The sequence below is a fragment of the Microlunatus speluncae genome (assembly GCF_009299835.1).
GTDB lineage: Bacteria > Actinomycetota > Actinomycetes > Propionibacteriales > Propionibacteriaceae > Microlunatus > Microlunatus speluncae.
Genome location: NZ_VKCZ01000007.1, coordinates 107,259 through 124,313 on the forward strand (window position 1 = coordinate 107,259; position 17,055 = coordinate 124,313).

At 68.3% G+C, this 17,055-nt stretch carries 17 protein-coding genes; 6 read left to right on the forward strand and 11 right to left on the reverse strand.

The annotated features are described in order from the left end of the window. Window positions 1-187: 187 nt before the first annotated feature. The 9 genes from groL to FNH24_RS10200 form a co-directional block, all read right to left on the reverse strand. Complete coding sequence (gene groL, locus FNH24_RS10160; protein WP_152362064.1) at window positions 188-1,879, reverse strand: chaperonin GroEL; 1,692 nt, start codon at window positions 1,877-1,879, stop codon at window positions 188-190. Between the two features lie 21 nt (window positions 1,880-1,900). Continuing rightward, complete coding sequence (locus tag FNH24_RS10165) at window positions 1,901-2,926, reverse strand: NAD(P)-dependent alcohol dehydrogenase (protein ID WP_152362065.1); 1,026 nt, start codon at window positions 2,924-2,926, stop codon at window positions 1,901-1,903. Continuing rightward, window positions 2,923-3,627: an iron-sulfur cluster assembly protein gene (locus FNH24_RS10170; RefSeq protein ID WP_152362066.1), complete on the reverse strand. Its 705-nt coding sequence runs from the start codon at window positions 3,625-3,627 to the stop codon at window positions 2,923-2,925. The genes FNH24_RS10165 and FNH24_RS10170 overlap by 4 nt, the downstream gene beginning before the upstream one ends. 37 nt (window positions 3,628-3,664) lie before the next feature. After that, the gene (locus tag FNH24_RS10175) at window positions 3,665-4,714 is read right to left on the reverse strand and encodes an amidohydrolase family protein (protein ID WP_152362067.1); all 1,050 of its coding nucleotides are present in this window, start codon (window positions 4,712-4,714) and stop codon (window positions 3,665-3,667) included. 23 nt (window positions 4,715-4,737) lie between these two features. Beyond that, complete coding sequence (gene mimD / locus FNH24_RS10180; RefSeq protein ID WP_152362068.1) at window positions 4,738-5,109, reverse strand: propane 2-monooxygenase effector subunit MimD; 372 nt, start codon at window positions 5,107-5,109, stop codon at window positions 4,738-4,740. Continuing rightward, a complete protein-coding gene (locus FNH24_RS10185) occupies window positions 5,106-6,293 on the reverse strand; it encodes a ferritin family protein (protein ID WP_152362069.1) in 1,188 nt (395 codons plus the stop codon). The genes mimD and FNH24_RS10185 overlap by 4 nt, the downstream gene beginning before the upstream one ends. Next, window positions 6,290-7,363: an NADH:ubiquinone reductase (Na(+)-transporting) subunit F gene (locus FNH24_RS10190; RefSeq protein ID WP_152362070.1), complete on the reverse strand. Its 1,074-nt coding sequence runs from the start codon at window positions 7,361-7,363 to the stop codon at window positions 6,290-6,292. The genes FNH24_RS10185 and FNH24_RS10190 overlap by 4 nt, the downstream gene beginning before the upstream one ends. 86 nt (window positions 7,364-7,449) lie before the next feature. Beyond that, window positions 7,450-9,099 (reverse strand): ferritin family protein, encoded by a 1,650-nt coding sequence (locus FNH24_RS10195; RefSeq protein WP_152362071.1) that lies wholly within the window; start codon window positions 9,097-9,099, stop codon window positions 7,450-7,452. A gap of 154 nt (window positions 9,100-9,253) precedes the next feature. Then, window positions 9,254-9,496, reverse strand: coding sequence for a hypothetical protein (locus tag FNH24_RS10200; RefSeq protein WP_152362072.1), 243 nt, complete (start codon window positions 9,494-9,496; stop codon window positions 9,254-9,256). 183 nt (window positions 9,497-9,679) lie between these two features. On the opposite strand from FNH24_RS10200, the gene FNH24_RS10205 reads away from it, so the two are divergent. From FNH24_RS10205 to FNH24_RS10220, 4 genes are read left to right on the forward strand one after another with little or no spacing between them, the layout of a single operon-like run. After that, on the forward strand, window positions 9,680-11,446 hold the full coding sequence (locus tag FNH24_RS10205) for a sigma-54-dependent Fis family transcriptional regulator (protein ID WP_217428142.1): 1,767 nt from the start codon (window positions 9,680-9,682) through the stop codon (window positions 11,444-11,446). A 19-nt stretch (window positions 11,447-11,465) separates the two neighbouring features. Next, window positions 11,466-12,272 carry a class I SAM-dependent methyltransferase gene (locus FNH24_RS32435; RefSeq protein WP_281351025.1) on the forward strand — a complete coding sequence of 269 codons (807 nt, stop codon included), beginning with the start codon at window positions 11,466-11,468 and terminating at the stop codon, window positions 12,270-12,272. Window positions 12,273-12,278: 6 nt separating this feature from the next. Beyond that, complete coding sequence (locus FNH24_RS10215; protein WP_152362074.1) at window positions 12,279-12,659, forward strand: hypothetical protein; 381 nt, start codon at window positions 12,279-12,281, stop codon at window positions 12,657-12,659. 4 nt (window positions 12,660-12,663) lie between these two features. After that, on the forward strand, window positions 12,664-13,593 hold the full coding sequence (locus FNH24_RS10220; RefSeq protein ID WP_246186831.1) for a hypothetical protein: 930 nt from the start codon (window positions 12,664-12,666) through the stop codon (window positions 13,591-13,593). A gap of 56 nt (window positions 13,594-13,649) precedes the next feature. Here the strand turns inward: FNH24_RS10220 and FNH24_RS10225 are convergent, their stop codons facing one another. Then, window positions 13,650-14,240: a TetR/AcrR family transcriptional regulator gene (locus tag FNH24_RS10225; protein ID WP_152362075.1), complete on the reverse strand. Its 591-nt coding sequence runs from the start codon at window positions 14,238-14,240 to the stop codon at window positions 13,650-13,652. 86 nt (window positions 14,241-14,326) lie between these two features. On the opposite strand from FNH24_RS10225, the gene FNH24_RS10230 reads away from it, so the two are divergent. After that, window positions 14,327-15,706: an MFS transporter gene (locus FNH24_RS10230; RefSeq protein WP_152362076.1), complete on the forward strand. Its 1,380-nt coding sequence runs from the start codon at window positions 14,327-14,329 to the stop codon at window positions 15,704-15,706. Between the two features lie 739 nt (window positions 15,707-16,445). Continuing rightward, window positions 16,446-16,604, forward strand: coding sequence for a hypothetical protein (locus tag FNH24_RS31420; protein WP_161606077.1), 159 nt, complete (start codon window positions 16,446-16,448; stop codon window positions 16,602-16,604). Here FNH24_RS31420 and FNH24_RS10235 read toward each other — a convergent pair. Next, window positions 16,601-17,047 (reverse strand): HIT family protein, encoded by a 447-nt coding sequence (locus tag FNH24_RS10235; RefSeq protein WP_217428143.1) that lies wholly within the window; start codon window positions 17,045-17,047, stop codon window positions 16,601-16,603. The genes FNH24_RS31420 and FNH24_RS10235 overlap by 4 nt on opposite strands. Window positions 17,048-17,055: the final 8 nt, after the last annotated feature.

Genomic DNA, 17,055 nt, shown 5'->3' on the forward strand with positions numbered 1-17,055 from the left:
TCGAAGCCGCAGGCCTAGATTCCTCGCCAAGGCTCGAACGGGAAGATCGTCCCGACCGTCGCTGCCGAGGGTCCTGACCGCCTGCCGACCGTCGCTGCCAAGTGCCCAGACCTCCTGCCGACCCGTCACTTGTGCACCGACACGCCGCAAGAGCGCGTGCACAAGTGGCGGGTCGGCGGTTGTTGGGTTAGCCGACGGAGGGGCCTAGGCCTAGGGATTGGGGGGTGCTGGAGTCGGGGGAGGGCTGGTGCAGGCCCTCATCGAGGGCACCGTATTCGGTCATCAGGGCCGGGCTGCCGCCCCACGGGGTCTGCTCTTCCGCGATCAGGGTGTTGGTGGTGAGCAGCAGACCGGCGACCGAGGCTCCGTTCTGCAGCGCCGACCGGGCGACGCGCAGGGGATCGACGATGCCCAGCTCGAGCATGTTGCCGTAGCGCCCGTCGAGGGCGTCGAAGCCCTCGTCGACGCCGAGCGCGCCGACCCGTTCCAGCACCTCGACGCCGTTGTAGCCGGCGTTGGCGGCGATCAGGTAGGTCGGCTCGGGGAGGGCGCGGCGGACGATCTCGACGCCGATCTTGTAGTCGTCCTTGACGTCAAGATCATCGAGTGCCGCCGCCGCGTGCAGCAGGGCGACGCCGCCGCCGGCGACGATCCCCTCGGCCATCGCGGCCCGGGTGGCCGACAGGGCGTCCTCGACCCGGTGCTGCAGTTCCTTCAGCTCGGCGTTGGTCGGTGCGCCGACGCGGATCACCGCGACCCGGCCGGACAGCGCGCCGATCCGCTCGGTCAGCACGTCCTCGTCCACCCCGAAGGAGGCCCGGTCCAGCTCGGCGCGCAGTTGCGTCAACCGGAACTCGACCTCCTCGTTGTGGCCGGGCGCGGCGACGATCGCGGTCCGGTCCGCGGTGATCCGGACCTGGTCGGCCCGGCCGAGGTGGCCGACGGTCATCGTCTCGAGCATCAGCCCGGAGTGCTTGCTGAACACGGTGCCGCCGGTGATCGCGCCGATGTCCTCCAGCTTGTGCAACCGCCGGTCGCCGAAGCCCGGCGCCTTCACCGCGACGCACTGGAAGATCCCGTTGACGTGGTTGTGCACCAGCATGCTCAGCGCCGTGCCCTCGAGGCTCTCGGCGATGATCAACAACGGCTTCGGGTCGCGCATGATCTTGTCCAGCAACGGCATCAGCTGCTGCACCTTGGTGATCTTCTCGCTGCACAAGAGGATGTACGGGTCGTCCAGCACCGCATCCAAGGCGGCCGGATTGGTCACCATGTACGGCGACAGATAGCCGTTGTCGAACTCGAAGCCCTCGACGAAGTCGACGCTCATGCCGTGCACCGCGGACTCCTCGACGCTGACGATGCCGCCGTCGCCGACCGTGTGCAGCGCCTTGGCGATGGCCGCGCCGACCACGTCGTCGTCGTTGGCCGAGATCGCCGCCACCCGGGCCAGCTCGTGCTCGGTGGCGACCGGATGGGCCACCGAGCGCAGGTGCTCGACCAGCCGGCCGACGGCGAGGTCGATGCCGCGCTTGACCAGCACCGGGTTGCCGCCGGAGCCGATCGCCCGCATCCCCTCCCGGACGATCGCGTGCGCGATCACCGTGGCGGTGGTGGTGCCGTCGCCGACGATGTCGTTGGTCTTGATCGCCGCTTCCTTGACCAGCTGAGCGCCCATGTTTTCGAACTGGTCCTTGAGGAAGATCTCCCGGGCGATCGTCACCCCGTCGTTGGTGACCACCGGTGAGCCGGTGATCTTCTCCAGGATGACGTTGCGGCCCTTCGGGCCCAGGGTGGATTTCACCGCTTCGGCGAGCTTGTCGACGCCCACCAGCATGAGATCGCGCGCCTCTTCGCCGAAGCGCAGTTCCTTGGCCATGACAGTCCTCCAGAGAGTGAGTTACGGGACGAGGATCGCGCGGCCCCTGACCCGGCCGGCGTCCAGATCGGCGACCGCGTCGGCCGCGGCCTCCAACGGATAGGTCTTGGTGTGCAGGGTGACCTTGCCGGCCTGGGCCAAGATCATCAGTTCGGCCAGCTCGTTGTAGGTGCCGACGATGTTGCCGACGAGGTTGCGTTCGGTGGAGATGATGTCCAGGGTCGGGATCTCGACCTGGCCGCCGTAGCCGATCACGAAATACGAACCGGCCCGCGCGGTCATCGCGAACCCGTCGTGCTCCGCCCCCTGCTCGGCGACGAAGTCGAGCACCACCTCGGCCCCGGCACCGCCGGTGTGATCAAGGACGGCGTCGACCTGGCGGCCGTCGGCGACGACCGTCTCGCCCGCGCCGAGCTCGCCGGCCAACGAGAGCGCGTCGGGGTTGCGGTCGACCACGATGATCTTGGCCGCGGTCAACGCGGCCAGGCACTGGATGCCGATGTGGCCGAGCCCGCCCGCGCCGATCACCACCGCGGTCGTCCCCGGATAGAGCAGCGGCAGCGCCTTGCGCACCGCGTGATAGGCCGTGATCCCGGCGTCGGCGAGGGCGGCGACATCCTTCGGCTGGGTCGCCGGGTCGAGCTTCACGCACGCCCGGGCCGAGGTGAGCAGATATTCGGCCATCCCGCCGTCGCTGTCCAGGCCGGGAAAGGTGCTCTCGACGCAGTGCATGTCCTGCCCGGCCCGGCAGGCCCGGCACAGTCCGCAGGTCGGGGTCGGGTGCAGGATCACGGTGTCGCCGACCGCGACGTTGGTGACCGCCGATCCGACCTCCTGCACCCAACCCGCGTTCTCGTGGCCGATCGTGTACGGCAGCGGCGGGTCCATCGCCGCGGCCCACTGGCCCTCGATGATGTGCAGATCGGTCCGGCAGACGCCCGCCCCGCCGATCTTGATCACCACGTCCAGCGGTCCCTTGACCGATGGTTCCGGCACGTCCTCGACGACCGGCTGCTGATGATATCCGTGGAGCCGTACGGCCTTCATTGATCGTCCTCCTCACCGGCACCGGCGCTGTCGTAGCGGTGCCGCAGCATTCCCCGGCAGATGCCGGTGTTGGCCTCGATGCCGACCCGAGTCAGTCGGGCCCGGCCGAGATGGCGCGGCACCGCGGCGCCGCTGATCGGCGCCCCGGTGTCCGGATCCAGCAACAGCGGAGCGGCGTCATCGGTCGGCAGCCCGAGCTCGGCCCGCCGCCGGCAGAGCCGGTCCCGCTCGGCCGACGGCGGCAGGTCACCCAGCTTCACCCCGGCCAGCCCCTCATGATCAAGGTCCAGCATCCGCACCACCTGATCGGTGCCGGCCAGCACCGCCTTGATCAGGAAGGTGCGGCGCAGGTCGTCCAGCTCACCCAGCGCCTCGCCCGCGAACGACACCGCGAACCCGGCCCGAGCGGCCACGCCGGCGTTGATCGCGTCCGCCGCGAAGTGGTCCTCCAACACGATGTCGGCGGTGCGCACCTCGGGCAGCGCCGACACGGCGTCGTAGGCGTCGGCCACCATCAGATAGGCGAAGTTCGGCGCGCAGAAGTACGTCGGCAGCCGGAGCCGGACCTGGACGTCCCCGGCGGCCGACGTCACACAGGAGGCGACGAAGCCGAGCGTGGTGATCGGCTCGTCGAGCTCCGGGTCCCGGACCGTGTCGAGCGCGGCCAGGACCCGGGACCGCTCGGCGACCTGGGTGGTCATGATCGCGGGCCCGTCATGATCACGGCACCTATCGTGATCATTGGGCCAGCACGGTGTCGGGCTCGGGAGCGAGCGCGGCGTCCGGCTCGATCTTGACCTTCAGCTCGGCCGGGACCTCGAGGTCGTACAGCTTCGCGGCATTGAGCCCGAGGATCTTCTTCTTCCCCTCCACCCCGAGCCGCGGATAGTCCGCGAACTCCGGATCGTCGGGGAAGTCCCAGTCGACGAATCCCTCGACCTGCCACTTCGGCGTCCAGATCGCGTAGTCGCTGCCGAAGGTCATCTTGTCCTCGCCGACCCAGAACAGCAGTTCGCCCATCACCTTGGCGAAGAACCGCGGCCGGGCGTGCATCAGACCGCCGATCACCACCGACAGGCCGGCGTAGACGTTGGGCTCCTGGGTCGCCATGAAGCAGAAGTCCTCGATCCGCGGCAGCCCCACGTGCTCGACGATGAAGTTGAGCTCGGGAAAGTCGGTCGCGGCATGATCGACATCGGAGACGTCGAACGCGTCCTTGTCCAGCGGCCAGATCGTCGGGCCCTTGTGCACATGGATGTTCTTGATCCCGAGGTCCTGGGCCGTGGCCAGATAGCGGTACGCCTCCGGGTCGGTCAGCTTGTAGCCGCGCGACCCGTTGTTCCACTCGGCGGTGTAGAGCTTGACTCCGCGGGAGCCGTAGCGCTCCACGTTGGCGCGCAGCTCGGCCAGGCCGGCGTCACCGTCGCGCGGATCGAACCGGGTGTTGAGGACGAACCGGCCGGGATGCTTCTGGCCCAGGTCGGCGTTCTGCTCGGTGGTGTTGAAGCCCTCCGTGTACCACTCCTTCAAGTACGTCGGCTGGAAGACCGCCACGTCGACGTAGCCGTCCTCGAACACGTCCTTGATCAAATCGTCCTCGGAGTACTTCTGGAAGTGCTCGATCGACCAGTGCGTCTCGGCCGGCGCCAGGCTCTGATAGGCGTGGAAGCACTCGATCCAGCCCTTGGCGAACTGTTCGTGCCCCGGCACCCAGTTGTCCGGAGCCGCGTTCCAGAAGTGCATGTGGCTGTCGACGACGAAATACTTCTCACCGTTCTTCTCGTACACGGGGGTTCCCTCCCTCTAGCTGGCTAGCGCGATGTCAGGTCGAAACCGATGAACTCGGCCGCGTCCTCGGGATTGGCGAACATGATCGTCCGGTCGTCCTCGTGGATCATCCGGCCGTAGTGGGTCGACATGTTCTCCTCGAACTGGGCGGAGTCGTAGTAGCCGGACTCCTCACCCAGGGCCTCCGAGATCTCGTCGTAGTCGAAGATCATCGTGCCGACCGCGTCCACTCTGATCATGGACGGCAGCGGAGTGACCGTGACGTTGTCCTTGTGCCGCATCACCTCGGCCACGACGACGCCGACCTGGTTGTTCATCAGGGTGACGCCGCACCGGTTCGACGCGGTGTTGTCTGACTTGTACGGACTCTCGACGGGGTTCTTCAACGTGGTCACTGGGACAACTCCTTCGGTTCGGTGAGGCCGAGGCCGGTCAGGATGCCGGTGAAGCGGCTCTTCACCCGGTCGAGCCCGTCCTCGAATCGCGGTGGCTTGGCATCGGGCTGCGACCACAGCGGCTGCAGCGTGCGGGCCGACGCGATGGCCCGCGGCACCCAGGTGGACAGCCAGCCCTGGATGATCGACTTGTTGTGATCGGCGAACTCACGATCGTTGGTGAGCAGCTCGAACATCGCTTTGGTGTAACGGAGATCGCGCTCGGCGAAGTCGTACTCGGCGGCGCCGATCACGGTCGGGGTGACCCAGTCGCCGTTGCCGGGGGCGGCCTGCTGCACCAACTGGCTGCGGAACAGTTCACCGACCAAGGGCTCGAAGATCACGTTGGCGGCGAAGATCGCCTCGCACCAGTCGTCGATCGCGGTCAGCTGCTCGGCGGTCTCGCGCAGCTTCTGCCAGGCCGGGTCGGAGTTCCAGGTCTCCAGGTGCGCGGTGCCGTCGAAGCCCTCGATCTCCTCGCTCAGCGTCAGGTTGTAGAGCGCCAGATCCTGCGCCGCCCGGATCCGGTGCATGCTGTTCACCGAGATCGCGTTGTTGTGCATGTTGGTCGGCGCCCGCCGGTTCGCGTTGGCGTACAGGTAGAGGCCGAGACCATGATCAACATGCATCCAGGCACCGACGTGCTGCTCGACGAACCTGACCCAGTTGGGATTCCACTGCTCGAACGCCTTGGCCTGCCGGGCCGCCTCGACGTTCTGCGTGACCTGCCGGACGACGTTGGAGTTGTAGCGATAGAGGGTCAGTTCCCATTCCTCGTTGGGATCGCGGAACTCGTGCCAGCCGTGCGCCGGCCAGGAGAAGTCCTTGGCGATGCCACCGGTGCCGGGGCCGCGGACCGGCTCGGGCTTGTCACTGCCCCAGGCCTTGAGCACGGTCCAGTCCAGCGGATAACCGCCGCGGCCGTCGGCGAAGCCGTACAGCCAGCCCTGGGTCAGGTAGTGCCGCGGATCGGGCTGCACCTCGACCGTGACGTCCTCGTAGTGGGTCTGCTTGCGTTTCTGCGGACCGTAGTAGTTGTAGCGGCGCGACAGCGAGTCCGGGAACTCCTTGGCGCCGGCCTCGGCGTCGGTGAACACCGGTTTCGGAACGCTGCGTTCCGTCGTCTCTTCCTGGGTGGTCGTCATCTGATCTCCGCCTCCAGCACCTTCGAATCGCCGGCGTTGCCGGTCGTGGTGAATTTGTCGTAGAAGACCCGCTTCTCGGGCACCCCGAGCCGTTCGAGCAGCGGGATCGCGGCCTCCACCATCGGTGGCGGACCGCACACGTAGGCGTCGGCGCGGGACAGGTCCAGCTCGAACCGGGCGACGACGTCGGTGATCATCCCGACCTCGCCGGCCCAGTCCTCGTCGGCTCCCGGCTCGGACAACGCCGGCACGTAGTCGAAGCGCGGCAGCTTCGCCGCCAGCTCCTCGAGCTCATCGGTGAAACAGAGGTCGCGCTGGCCCCGCGCCCCGTAGTAGAAGGTCGTCGGCCGGTCGATGCCGCGCTCGGCCATCGACCGCAACAGGGCGAGGATCGGCGCCATCCCGGCGCCGCCGCCGAGGAAGATCAACTCCCGGTCCGGGGCGTCACGCAGGGTGAACACGCCGAACGGCCCGGTCAGGTCCAGCGGGTCGCCGATCGCCAGCCGTTGATCAAGGAACTCCGAGAACAAGCCGCCGGGATAGACCCTGATCACGAACTCCAGCCGGCCGCCGTCGCGGCTGCTGGTGTTGGCCATCGAGAACGACCGGACGTGCTCCGAATCCGGCACCGCGATGTCGACGTATTGCCCGGGGAAGAACTTCAGCTCGGTCGGCTCGACCAGCCGGAGCACCAGGTGCCGCAGGTCATGCGTCACCGGGTTGATCGCCACCACCTCGGCCCGCGCCTGCTGGATCGGCAGCCCGGACTTGATCATGTCCTCGTCGTAGTTGAGCAGCTCGATCGTGACGTCCTCGTACGGATGCGCCCGGCAGAGCAGCGTGTAGCCCTCCTCCAGCTCGTAGTCCGGCAGCGCGAAGGTCGAATATCGATCAAGCTCGATGTCGTCGCCGTCCAGCACGAACGACTTGCAGGAGGCACACTGCCCCTCCTTGCAGCCGTGCATCAGCATCACGCCCTGCTCGGCCGCCGCGCGCAAGATCGTCTGGGCCTCGTCCACCTCGATCTCGATCCCGACCGGCTCGAACCGGACCACGTGCTTCTCGCCCATGACAGTCCCGTCCTCTCCGGTCGTCGTTGCGGGTTCGGGTGGCGCGGAGCGGGAGGGCGAACCCTCCCGCTCCGCCGGGGGGCTACTCAGTCGTCGACCGGAGCGCGCCCCGCGGGGCCGCCGCGGACGTAGCGGGCCGCGAACGCGTTCCGCTCGCTCTCCGACATCTCGTTCAGCAGCACGTTCGGGCTCTGCAACGGTGGGCACCGACGAAGATGATCAAGGGTCCACATCTTCTTCGGATCCAGGTTGAGGTGCGGCTGCGCGACCATGGTCTTGCCGTCGTCGCGGACGAAGCCCATGTCGCTGACCACATCGGCCCAGTTCCAACCGTGGTAGAGCGTCTCCCACTCCCGGTGGCCGATCAGCTTGCCCATGTTGGGTGTCTCCCGGCCCTGATAGGTCGGCCGGAAGGCGGTCTCGTCGGTCCACTTGCACATCTCGTGGCAGTACGTCCGCCACTGCCCGTCGACCTCGGCCATCACCATGTCCTCACGGACCAGGCACGGGACCATGCAGGTCCAGCAGCGGTGCGGATACTCGTAGTCCACGTCCTCGAACACGATCGGGTGGTGACCGTTGGGTGTGGCCAGCCGGTTGTAGTTCTCCCACCACTTGCCGTAGCGGTCGTACCAGCCCGGGTACTTGTATTCAAACCACTCGAAGTCCTTGTCCGTCATCGGATCGATCCGCCAGTAGTTGGCGAGCCAGCCGGTGGCGAAGAACTGGGCGACCTCGTGCACGTAGCCCTTGTTCCAGATCTGGTCCCAGGACTCCTCGATCAGGTCGTGCGGGATCTCCAGTCCGTACTTCTCCAGCGGCACGAGATAGCTGCGGTAGTAGTCGTCGTAGATCCACCGGCGCCACATCTCCGCGTAGCTCTCCCGATCCTTGCGGCGGTCCTTGGTGCCGTACTCGATGAAGGTGCCGATCGCCGCGTCCACCACCCGGTGGTTGTTCCACCAGGCATAGCGAAGATCACGAGCGAGCAGCTGGTGGTTGTCCTCGTCGGCCAGGGCCATCAGCAGCGTCGCGTACCCGTTGCTGATGTGCCGCGACTCGTCGGACTGGACCGAGTGGAAGACCGTCGGCAGCAGGTAGTCGCCGTTGGCCGCGGCCTCGGCCGGCATCGCCACGAACAGCGTGTTGGTGAACGCCGTCTCGGCCACGATGGTCAGGTAGATGCTGGCCGCGGTGATCGCGTCACCGGTGATGAACCCCTCGGCGAACTGGCGGCCGATGGTGCCGCAGTAGTCGCTCTGGAAGTTGCGCAGGCTGGAGTTGAAGCCGGCCGGATCGATGTAGTTGTTCATGTACAGGCGCTTCAGGTTCTGCTGGATCGTCGAGTGCCGGACCTCGTCGATCATCTGGATCGCCTGACCGTTGTGCAGTTCAGGGTTCGGCACGGTCCGGAACAGCAGCGGCATCGCCCGCGCCGCGGAGATCTCGGGCAGCGGGATGATGCTCAGGAACAGCTTCTGCCACTCCAGCCAGCGCTCCTGCACCTGCCGGAACATGTTGCCCCGGATCGCGCCGTCGGAGGCGCCGTACACCCGGTGGTCTTTTTCTTCCTGCATGGGGAAGTAGGAGCGCAGGACCTGCTTCAGCGGGTCCTTCTTCTGTGCCTTGCGGAACGTGTAATCCGTCCCGTACTGCGACACCGGCTCGTGGTAAACGGGATCCCAGGAAAGCTCCTGGATCTTCTGGTGGGCCCTCGCCACACTCTGTCGACTCATGGCACTCCTCACGTCACTCGGTCGCTACACCGCGACCCTCGGCTCGGCCCGTCACAACGGGGATCTGGCCGGAACACGCGGCGACGGGGTCCGGCTCGATTGCTTGCAGGAATTCAAACTCCGCGGCACTGTGATTCAGGTCTCAATATGAGACTCAGGCCGGGTCCTTCGGGTCACCGAGGACCGCCTGCCGCAGCTCGGTCAAGCGATCGCGGTTCTGTTGCACCACGCGGGTGTTGCCCTCCGCCAACGGGGAGACCCCGAGTGCGGTCAGCAGCGCCTCCGCGGCCGCTCCCGGATCACCGGTCTCACCGAGGACGGGGTGCAGTCCCTGGTCGACCAGGTGCTCGAAGACCAGATTGACGATCGTCCACGGGTTGTACGTCTGCTCGTCCATGCCGCACCTCCGCGGAAGATCGCGTGGCACCCGTCGTCCACGTACGCATCACACGGCGGGCCTTGCCGGCCGAAGGTCTCAATTTGAGACACCGCAGCGGAGGTCACCGGTTACCCTCGAAGTGGCGGCACCATGCAACGGGGCCTGGTTGCGGTGCGCTGTAACACCTTGGAGGGCGCGTCCATGGACGAGCAGCTGGCCGCCGCGAGATTGAGATTCCTGACGGCGGAACCCGTACATCCCCGCGAGGTGCGGCACACGATCCTCGCGTCCTGGAAGCGCTCGCGGCACTGGAATCTCCCGGCCGACCGGATCGAGCTGCCCTACATCGCCGATCCCGACCTCGAACTGCCGCTGGCCCGGAGCGCCGACCCGGTGCTGCAACGGCTGCATGATCATCTCGACGGCCAGCCGATCAGCGTGATCCTCACCGATCGCACCGGGATGGTGCTCACCCGGCTCACCGCCGACGGGCGGCTCAGTCAGCACCTGGACAAGGTGAAGCTGGCGCCCGGTTTCAGTTATGCCGAACAGTTCGCGGGCACCAACGGCATCGGTACGGCGCTCGAGGGTGGCCGGCCGATGCACGTGTTCGGGCACGAGCACTACGCCGAGGATCTGGAGGATCTGGCCTGCGCCGGGGTGCCGATCAAGCATCCGATCAGCGGCAAGACCGTCGGCGCGGTCGACCTGACCTGCTGGCGCAAGGACGCCGGGTCGTTGCTGATCGCGCTGGCCAAGACGACCGCCGACCAGATCCGGACGGCGCTGCTGAACGACACCAGCGCCCGCGAGCTCGAGCTGCTGCAGGTCTATCTGCAGGCGAGCCGGCGGTCCGGCGAGATGGTGATCGCCATCGACCGGGATCTGGTGCTGATGAACGATTCCGCCCGGCAGGTGCTGGATTCGGCCGATCAGCCGATGCTGCTGCGGCACGCGACCGAGCTGCTGGCCGGCGGGCGCCGCGCGCCGACCTTGATCGAACTGCCGAGCGGCCGGCGGGTCCGGATCTCCTGCCGGCCGGTGAATCCGGATCGACCCGGCGGCGGCATCGTGCAGCTGACCCCGCTGCCGGTCGAGCCCGCGCGCCCGGCCCAGTCGCGCGAACCGGCCCGGCCGATCCTGCCCGGCGTGGTCGGCACCGGTCCGCTGTGGCTGGGCAGTTGTCGCGCGGTGGACCGGGCCTACCGGGCCGGCGAATGGCTGGTGCTCAGCGGCGAGCCGGGGGTCGGCAAGCTCGCCCTGGCCCGCGCGGCGAACCAGCTGAACCACCCGGCGACACCGTTTCCCGTGGTCGATGCCGCCACGACCGCGGAGGGCTGGATCGCCGACCTGGAAGCCGAACTGCTCGACGACACCGTGCGGGCGCTGGCGATCCGACATGTCGACCGGCTCGACCCGAGCCAGCTGGAGGAGCTGGTCGGCGTCCTCGACACCGCGCGGGAACAACGGGCCGGCAGTCTGTGGGTCGCGGTCACTCTCACTCCCGGCAGCTCGACGGAGCCGGACCTGACCTCGCTGCTGACGCTGTTTCCGCTGACCGTCGACGTGCCACCGCTGCGGCACCACATCGAGGATCTGCGCCGGCTGGTGCCGTTCTTCCTGGGCCGGCTCGGCCGCGGCGGCGAACTGACCTGCTCGCCCGAGGCGCTGCAACAGCTGTCCCGCTCGACCTGGCCCGGCAACACCGGCGAGCTGTATCAGGTGCTCAAGCAGGTCGTCCGGCATCGCCGCCGGCAGGGCGCGATCCTCGCCTCCGAGCTGCCCGCCGATCACCAGGCGATCAGCCGCCGCCAGCTCACCCAGCTCGAGTCGCTGGAGCGGGACGCGATCGTGCAGAGCCTGGCCGACAGCAACGGCAACAAGGACAAGGCGGCCCGCTCGCTCGGGATGAGCCGGGCCACGATCTATCGCAAGATCCACGAGTACGGGATCCGGGCTCCGCGCTGACCTGTGCCAGGATGCCGGGGTGGACGAGCACTCCAAGATCAATCTGGCGTTCTGGGACGAGGTCACCCCGCACCACGCACGCTCCGATCACTACGCCATCGAACGCTTCATCGCCGATCCGGATCGCCTCGGCGCCGTCGAGTCGGCCGAGATCGGCGACGTCTCCGGTCGCTCGATCTGCCATCTGCAATGCCACCTCGGCCTGGACACCCTCTCCCTGGCCCACCGCGGCGGCACCGTCACCGGTGTCGACTTCTCCGCCGAGTCGATCAAGTTCGCTCGCGAACTCTCAATCAGGACAGGGATTCCGGCCCGCTTCGTCCAGAGCGACGTGCTGACCGCGGCCGAGACCCTGGGGGAGACGTACGACCTCGTCTTCACCACCCGCGGCGTGCTGATGTGGATCGGCGATCTTGCCGCCTGGGCCCGCAGCTGTGCCCGACTGCTCCGCCCGGGTGGCGTCTTCTATCTGCTCGACCTGCATCCGCTGGGCATGCTGCTGCAGCAGACCGGCGCGGGCCTCGAGTTGACCGGCAGCTACTTCGGCTCGGCCGAGCCCAGCATCACCGCAGAGGACGCCTCGTACGCGGTCAGCGATGTCGGCCTGACCCATCAGGAGACCCACGAGTGGATCCATCCCGTCGGGAAGGTGCTGACCGCGCTGATCGACGCCGGGATCATGATCGACTTCCTGCACGAGCACCCCGCCGATGATCATGCCCCGACCACCCTCTCCCCCACCGACACCGCCCCCGGCATCCCCGACCTCCCTGCCCTCTACTCCATCCGCGGCCATCTCCCCCAAACCGCTCGTTCCGTCCCCTGAGCCCGCTTGTTCCTTCCCCTGAGCCTGTCGAAGGGCCGTTTGTTCCGTTCCCTGAGCCTGTCGAAGGGCCGTTTGTTCCGTTCCCTGAGCCTGTCGAAGGGAAGCCAGGTGATCATCTGGCGGCGAATCCGGCCGGAGATCGGGCTGGCCCTTCGACAAGCTCAGGGAACGGAACAAGCGCTGTCGATCATGAACGACATGCAGACGCACCCGGAGCCAGGGCCGGTCGACGGGCGTGCTGGGTCCCGTCGAGGCGCCTGGCTCCGGGTGCGTCAGCAGGCCTTCGACACCGGCCGGAGCAGGTCGGTGATTCAACGGTACGTTCCGGATCACCGTCAGGCCAGCGATTATTCGGCCATGATCAGCCGACGCCGGCGATTATCCTGAGCCGGTGCAGGAGATCCCGGACCCGATGACGCTGGCGCGGTTCACCCTGGCGCAGCAACACCCGCTCACCGTCGGCTGGGCCGACGAGCAGGTGCGACTGGCCGAGCTCGCGCGTGATCATGAAGACGACGTGATGCTGTCGACCGATCGCAAGGTGGCGCGGCTCCGGCGGGACCGGTTTGCGCCCGGCCGGCCGATCGAGGTGATGCTGAACCGCTGGCTGGCCGTCTCCGACGATCTGGACGTGATGCTGAGCATGCGCTACGAGGGCGGCGACCGGAGCCTGCCCTTCGTCGACGCGTCGGTGCTCAGCCGCGCCGTCACCCCGGCCGACCTGGCGCCACTGGCCGACGCCGCGCGCTCCTGTTTCGGCGAGTTGCGGCCCGACTATCTGCGGGTGTGGAGCGCCGAACCGCCGGAGCGGTTTCCCGAGGCCGGCCCGGACAAGCGGTTCCTGGCGGCGCCGCTTCGTGATCTTCGTTCCGGACCCGTACCGGATGGGCTGCGGTTCCGGATCGCGACCGACCTGGAGCACTACGCCGAGGCCAAGGCGGCCTATGACGCGGTCGATGCGCGGCACCCCCGGCACCGGCGCCAGGCCGCGCTGCAAGATCAACAAGACCTGGCTGAGACCATGGCCGCCGGGCTGCTGTTCGACGTGCTGGCCGACGACCGGTGGATCGGCTACGTCGCCGCGACCGCGACCTCCAAGCTCGGCCTGCCCGGCTTCACCGTGCACGAGTTGATCTTGACCGAGTCGGGTCGTGGCGCCGGCCGCGGCCGCTACCTGAGCACCCTGCTGGCCCGGGCCCTGCCCGACTCCGGCGAAGTCCTGATCGGCACCATCCACCTATCCAACACCGGCGCCCAGCGAGCCGCCCGCGCCGCCGGCCGGCACGACGTCGGCGGCTGGTTCGCCGTCCCCCTCAACTAGCCGAGTTGTCAGAACTGAGTTGTGTCAGGGCACAACTCAGTTCTGACAACTCGGCGTCAGGGTGGGGTGAAGGCCGACAGCGCGGTGACGGTGATCAGGCGCGGGACCTCGGCCGGGTCGAGGTGCCCGGCCGCGACATCGGCGGCGGCGCCCTTCATCAGATAGTGCATCACGTTGGCCAGCCAGGCGACCGGAAGATCATCGCGAAAGACGCCTTCAGCCTGGCCGCGCCGGATCAGGTCCATCACCCGTTGCTCGGGGGCGGCGTGCAACTCGTGCACCCGGCCGGGCGGCAGCAGTGACTGTGCCGCCTCCAGCAGGGCCCCGGCCTGGGCGGTCAGCAGCCAACTCGAGGTGATCAGCGCCTCCAGGGCCCGACCCGGATCGGCCGACAGGTCGACCTCACTCAGGGCCGCCTCGCCGCGGGCGAGCAGCCGGGTCAGCGCGGCCTCGACCAGATTCTCGCGGGACGGGAAGTGCCCGTAGAGCGTGACCCGGCCGACGCCCGCACACTTCGCGATGTCGGCCATGCTCGCCTCCGGGTTGTGACCCAGGCAGCCGATCGCGGCCTCGAGGATTCGCTCGACGTTCTGCTGCGCGTCGGCCCGGAGAGCCCGCGTGCGCTGGGTCGAAGAGCCGGCCGCCATCTTTTCCTCCAATAAGTTGAACACTTGTGTTCGGGTTATGCTACCGTACATAACCTGAACACTGATGTACGACTTAAGGAGTTCTGATGGCTGACCTGGCCCCCGCCCCGGCCGAACCCGGGGCCCATCCGCGGCGGTGGCGGATTCTCTGGATGGTGGGCATCGCGCAGTTGATGCTGATCCTCGACGTGACCGTGGTCGCGATCGCGTTGCCGCACGTCGGCACCGATCTCGGCCTCGCCCGGGAAACGTTGACCTGGGTCGTCAGCGGCTACACGCTGGCCTTCGGCGGCCTGCTGTTGCTCGGCGGACGCGCCGCCGACCTGTTCGGCGCCCGCCGGTTGGTGCTGATCGGACTGGTCCTGTTCGCGACGGCCTCGCTGGTTGCCGGACTGGCCGTCTCCGGCCCGATGCTGCTGGCCGGACGCGTCACCCAGGGCCTCGCCGCGGCGATCCTCTCCCCCGCGGCCCTGTCTCTGGTGGTGACGATCTTCGACGGTGACGAGCGCAACAAGGCGCTCGGCATCTGGGCCTCGCTCGGTGGCAGCGGTGCCGCCCTGGGCGTGCTGCTCGGCGGGCTGCTGACCGCCGGACCCGGCTGGCCCTGGGTCTTCTTCGTCAACGTCCCGGTCGGCCTGATCCTGGTCTTCCTGCTCGGGCAGCAGCTGCCGATCCTGCCGCGGCCGGCGACTCGCGGCCGGCTCGACATCGCCGGCGCGATCCTGGTCACCGCGGCGACCGGCACCCTGATCTATGCCCTGATCGGGGCCGGTGACCGCGGCTGGGTCTCGCCCCTGACGATCGGCCTGATCATCGCGGCGGCCCTGCTCTACGTCGGTTTCGTGGCCCGGCAGCTGACCGCCGGCAGCCCGTTGATGGATGTCCGGCTGCTGATCCGGCGCCCGGTCGCCACCGGCACCGTGCTGATCATGGTCGCCACCGCCCTGATGATCATGGTCTTCTTCCTCGGCACCTTCTACCTGCAGGACTACCAGGGCTTCAATCCGCTGATCACCGGCCTGCTCTTCCTGCCGGTGGCGCTGTTCACCATGGGCGGTGCGAATCTCGGCGGCCGGCTGATCGGCCGGCTGGGCGCCCGGACCCTCGGCGTCGTCGGACTGCTGGTCGCGGCGGCCGGCATGGCCGTCCCGGCCTTCGTCCCCGGCACCGTGCCGCTGGTGATCGGGGTGGCGGTCGCCGCCGCCGGCACCGGCACCCTGTTCGTGGTCGCCTCGGCCACGGCCCTCGGCCAGGTCGAGCCGGAGCAGGCCGGCCTGGCCTCCGGGATCGTCAGCACCTTCCACGAGTTCGGCGCCTCGCTCGGCGCGGCCGTCGTCTCCAGCATGGCCGCGGCCAGCATCGCCGGGACCTCCGTCGCCGGATTCGGCGCCGGCTTCCTGACCGGTGCGATCGTCGCCGTCGTAGCCGCGGCCGCGGTCCTCGTCCTCACCCCACGCCAGCGGTGATCAACTGATCACCGCAACCGACGGCCGCCGGGCGATCCCCCTCGCCCGGCGGCGCCGTCCCGCCCCGCCCGCCCCAACCCAACCCAACCCGACCCAGCGACCCCGGCACCGAAGCCCGCCCCAGCACCTTCGCGCCCTTTCCTGCGACTTCGCGCCACCTACAGACGGCGCGAAGACCGAGAAAAGGGCGCGAAGAACCCGCGATCACCCGAGTCGACCGCCCCCACCACCAAACCGACGACCCCTGCCACCGACCCGACCACCGGCACCGGCACCGCAACCAGCCGACGCCGCCAGCCACCGACTTCGCGCCCTTTCCTGCCACTTCGCACCACCTACAGACGGCGCGAAGACCGAGCAAAGGGCGCGAAGAACGCGCGATCACCCGAGCCGACCCACCCGCCCCACCACCAACCGCCGACCCCGGCCACCGACCCGACCACCGGCACCGGCACCGGCCAGCGACACCGCAACCAGCCGCCGCCGCCACTCACCGACTTCGCGCCCTTTCCTGCGACTTCGCACCACCTACAGAGGCCGCGATGGCATAGCAAGTGGGGCGAAGAGAGTGACTCCCTCGGTGGAACGTTCCTCACCATCCGCCGACCTCGAGCACCGCGGGCACCGCCCCTGTCGGCCCCAACGCAACAGGCCGACTCACCAACGGCCAGCCTCGCCCCTATTCCTGCCCCTTCGCACCAGCTACAGGGGCCGCGGAGGCCGAGCAAAGGGGGCGGAGGTGCTGGGTGCAGGGTTCGGCTGCACTGCCGGGGCGTCCGATGGTCGTCTGGCGCTCCGCGGCGGAAAGCCGATCAAGGCGGCGAAGCTGATCGAGGCGGCAAAGGTGATCGAGGCGGCAAGGCAGATCGAGGCGGCGAAGGTGATCAAGGGTCGCTAGGCCAAATGGCGGGCCAGGCGCTGGGCGAGGTCGTCGATGTCGCCCAGCGGGGCATCGGGCCACTGCTGGCACCAGTCGATCTCGTCCGGGGTGCCGGTGTGTCGGACGAAGACATGCTCGTGGAAGTGGGCAACGCCGCGGCCGGAGACCTGGGCATGGACGAACTCGACGTCGAGCTCGGCCCGCAGACCGCGGGCCAGGGCGGACCGGACCCGACCGATCGCGGCGGCCTCGTCGTCGGTGAGCTCATCCAGATACGGCACATGGCGCCGCGACTCGATGAAGACGTAGCCCGCCGGACCGGCCGGCCGGTGGGTCACGGAGACCAGCTCATTGACGAAGATCACCGGGCCGACCAGTGGCCCCTCCCCGCTCTGCTTTCGACAGATCGGGCATACGTCCAGCTCCATGATCAACACTCCGCTCCCCGGCAGGTAGGCCACGTCAATTC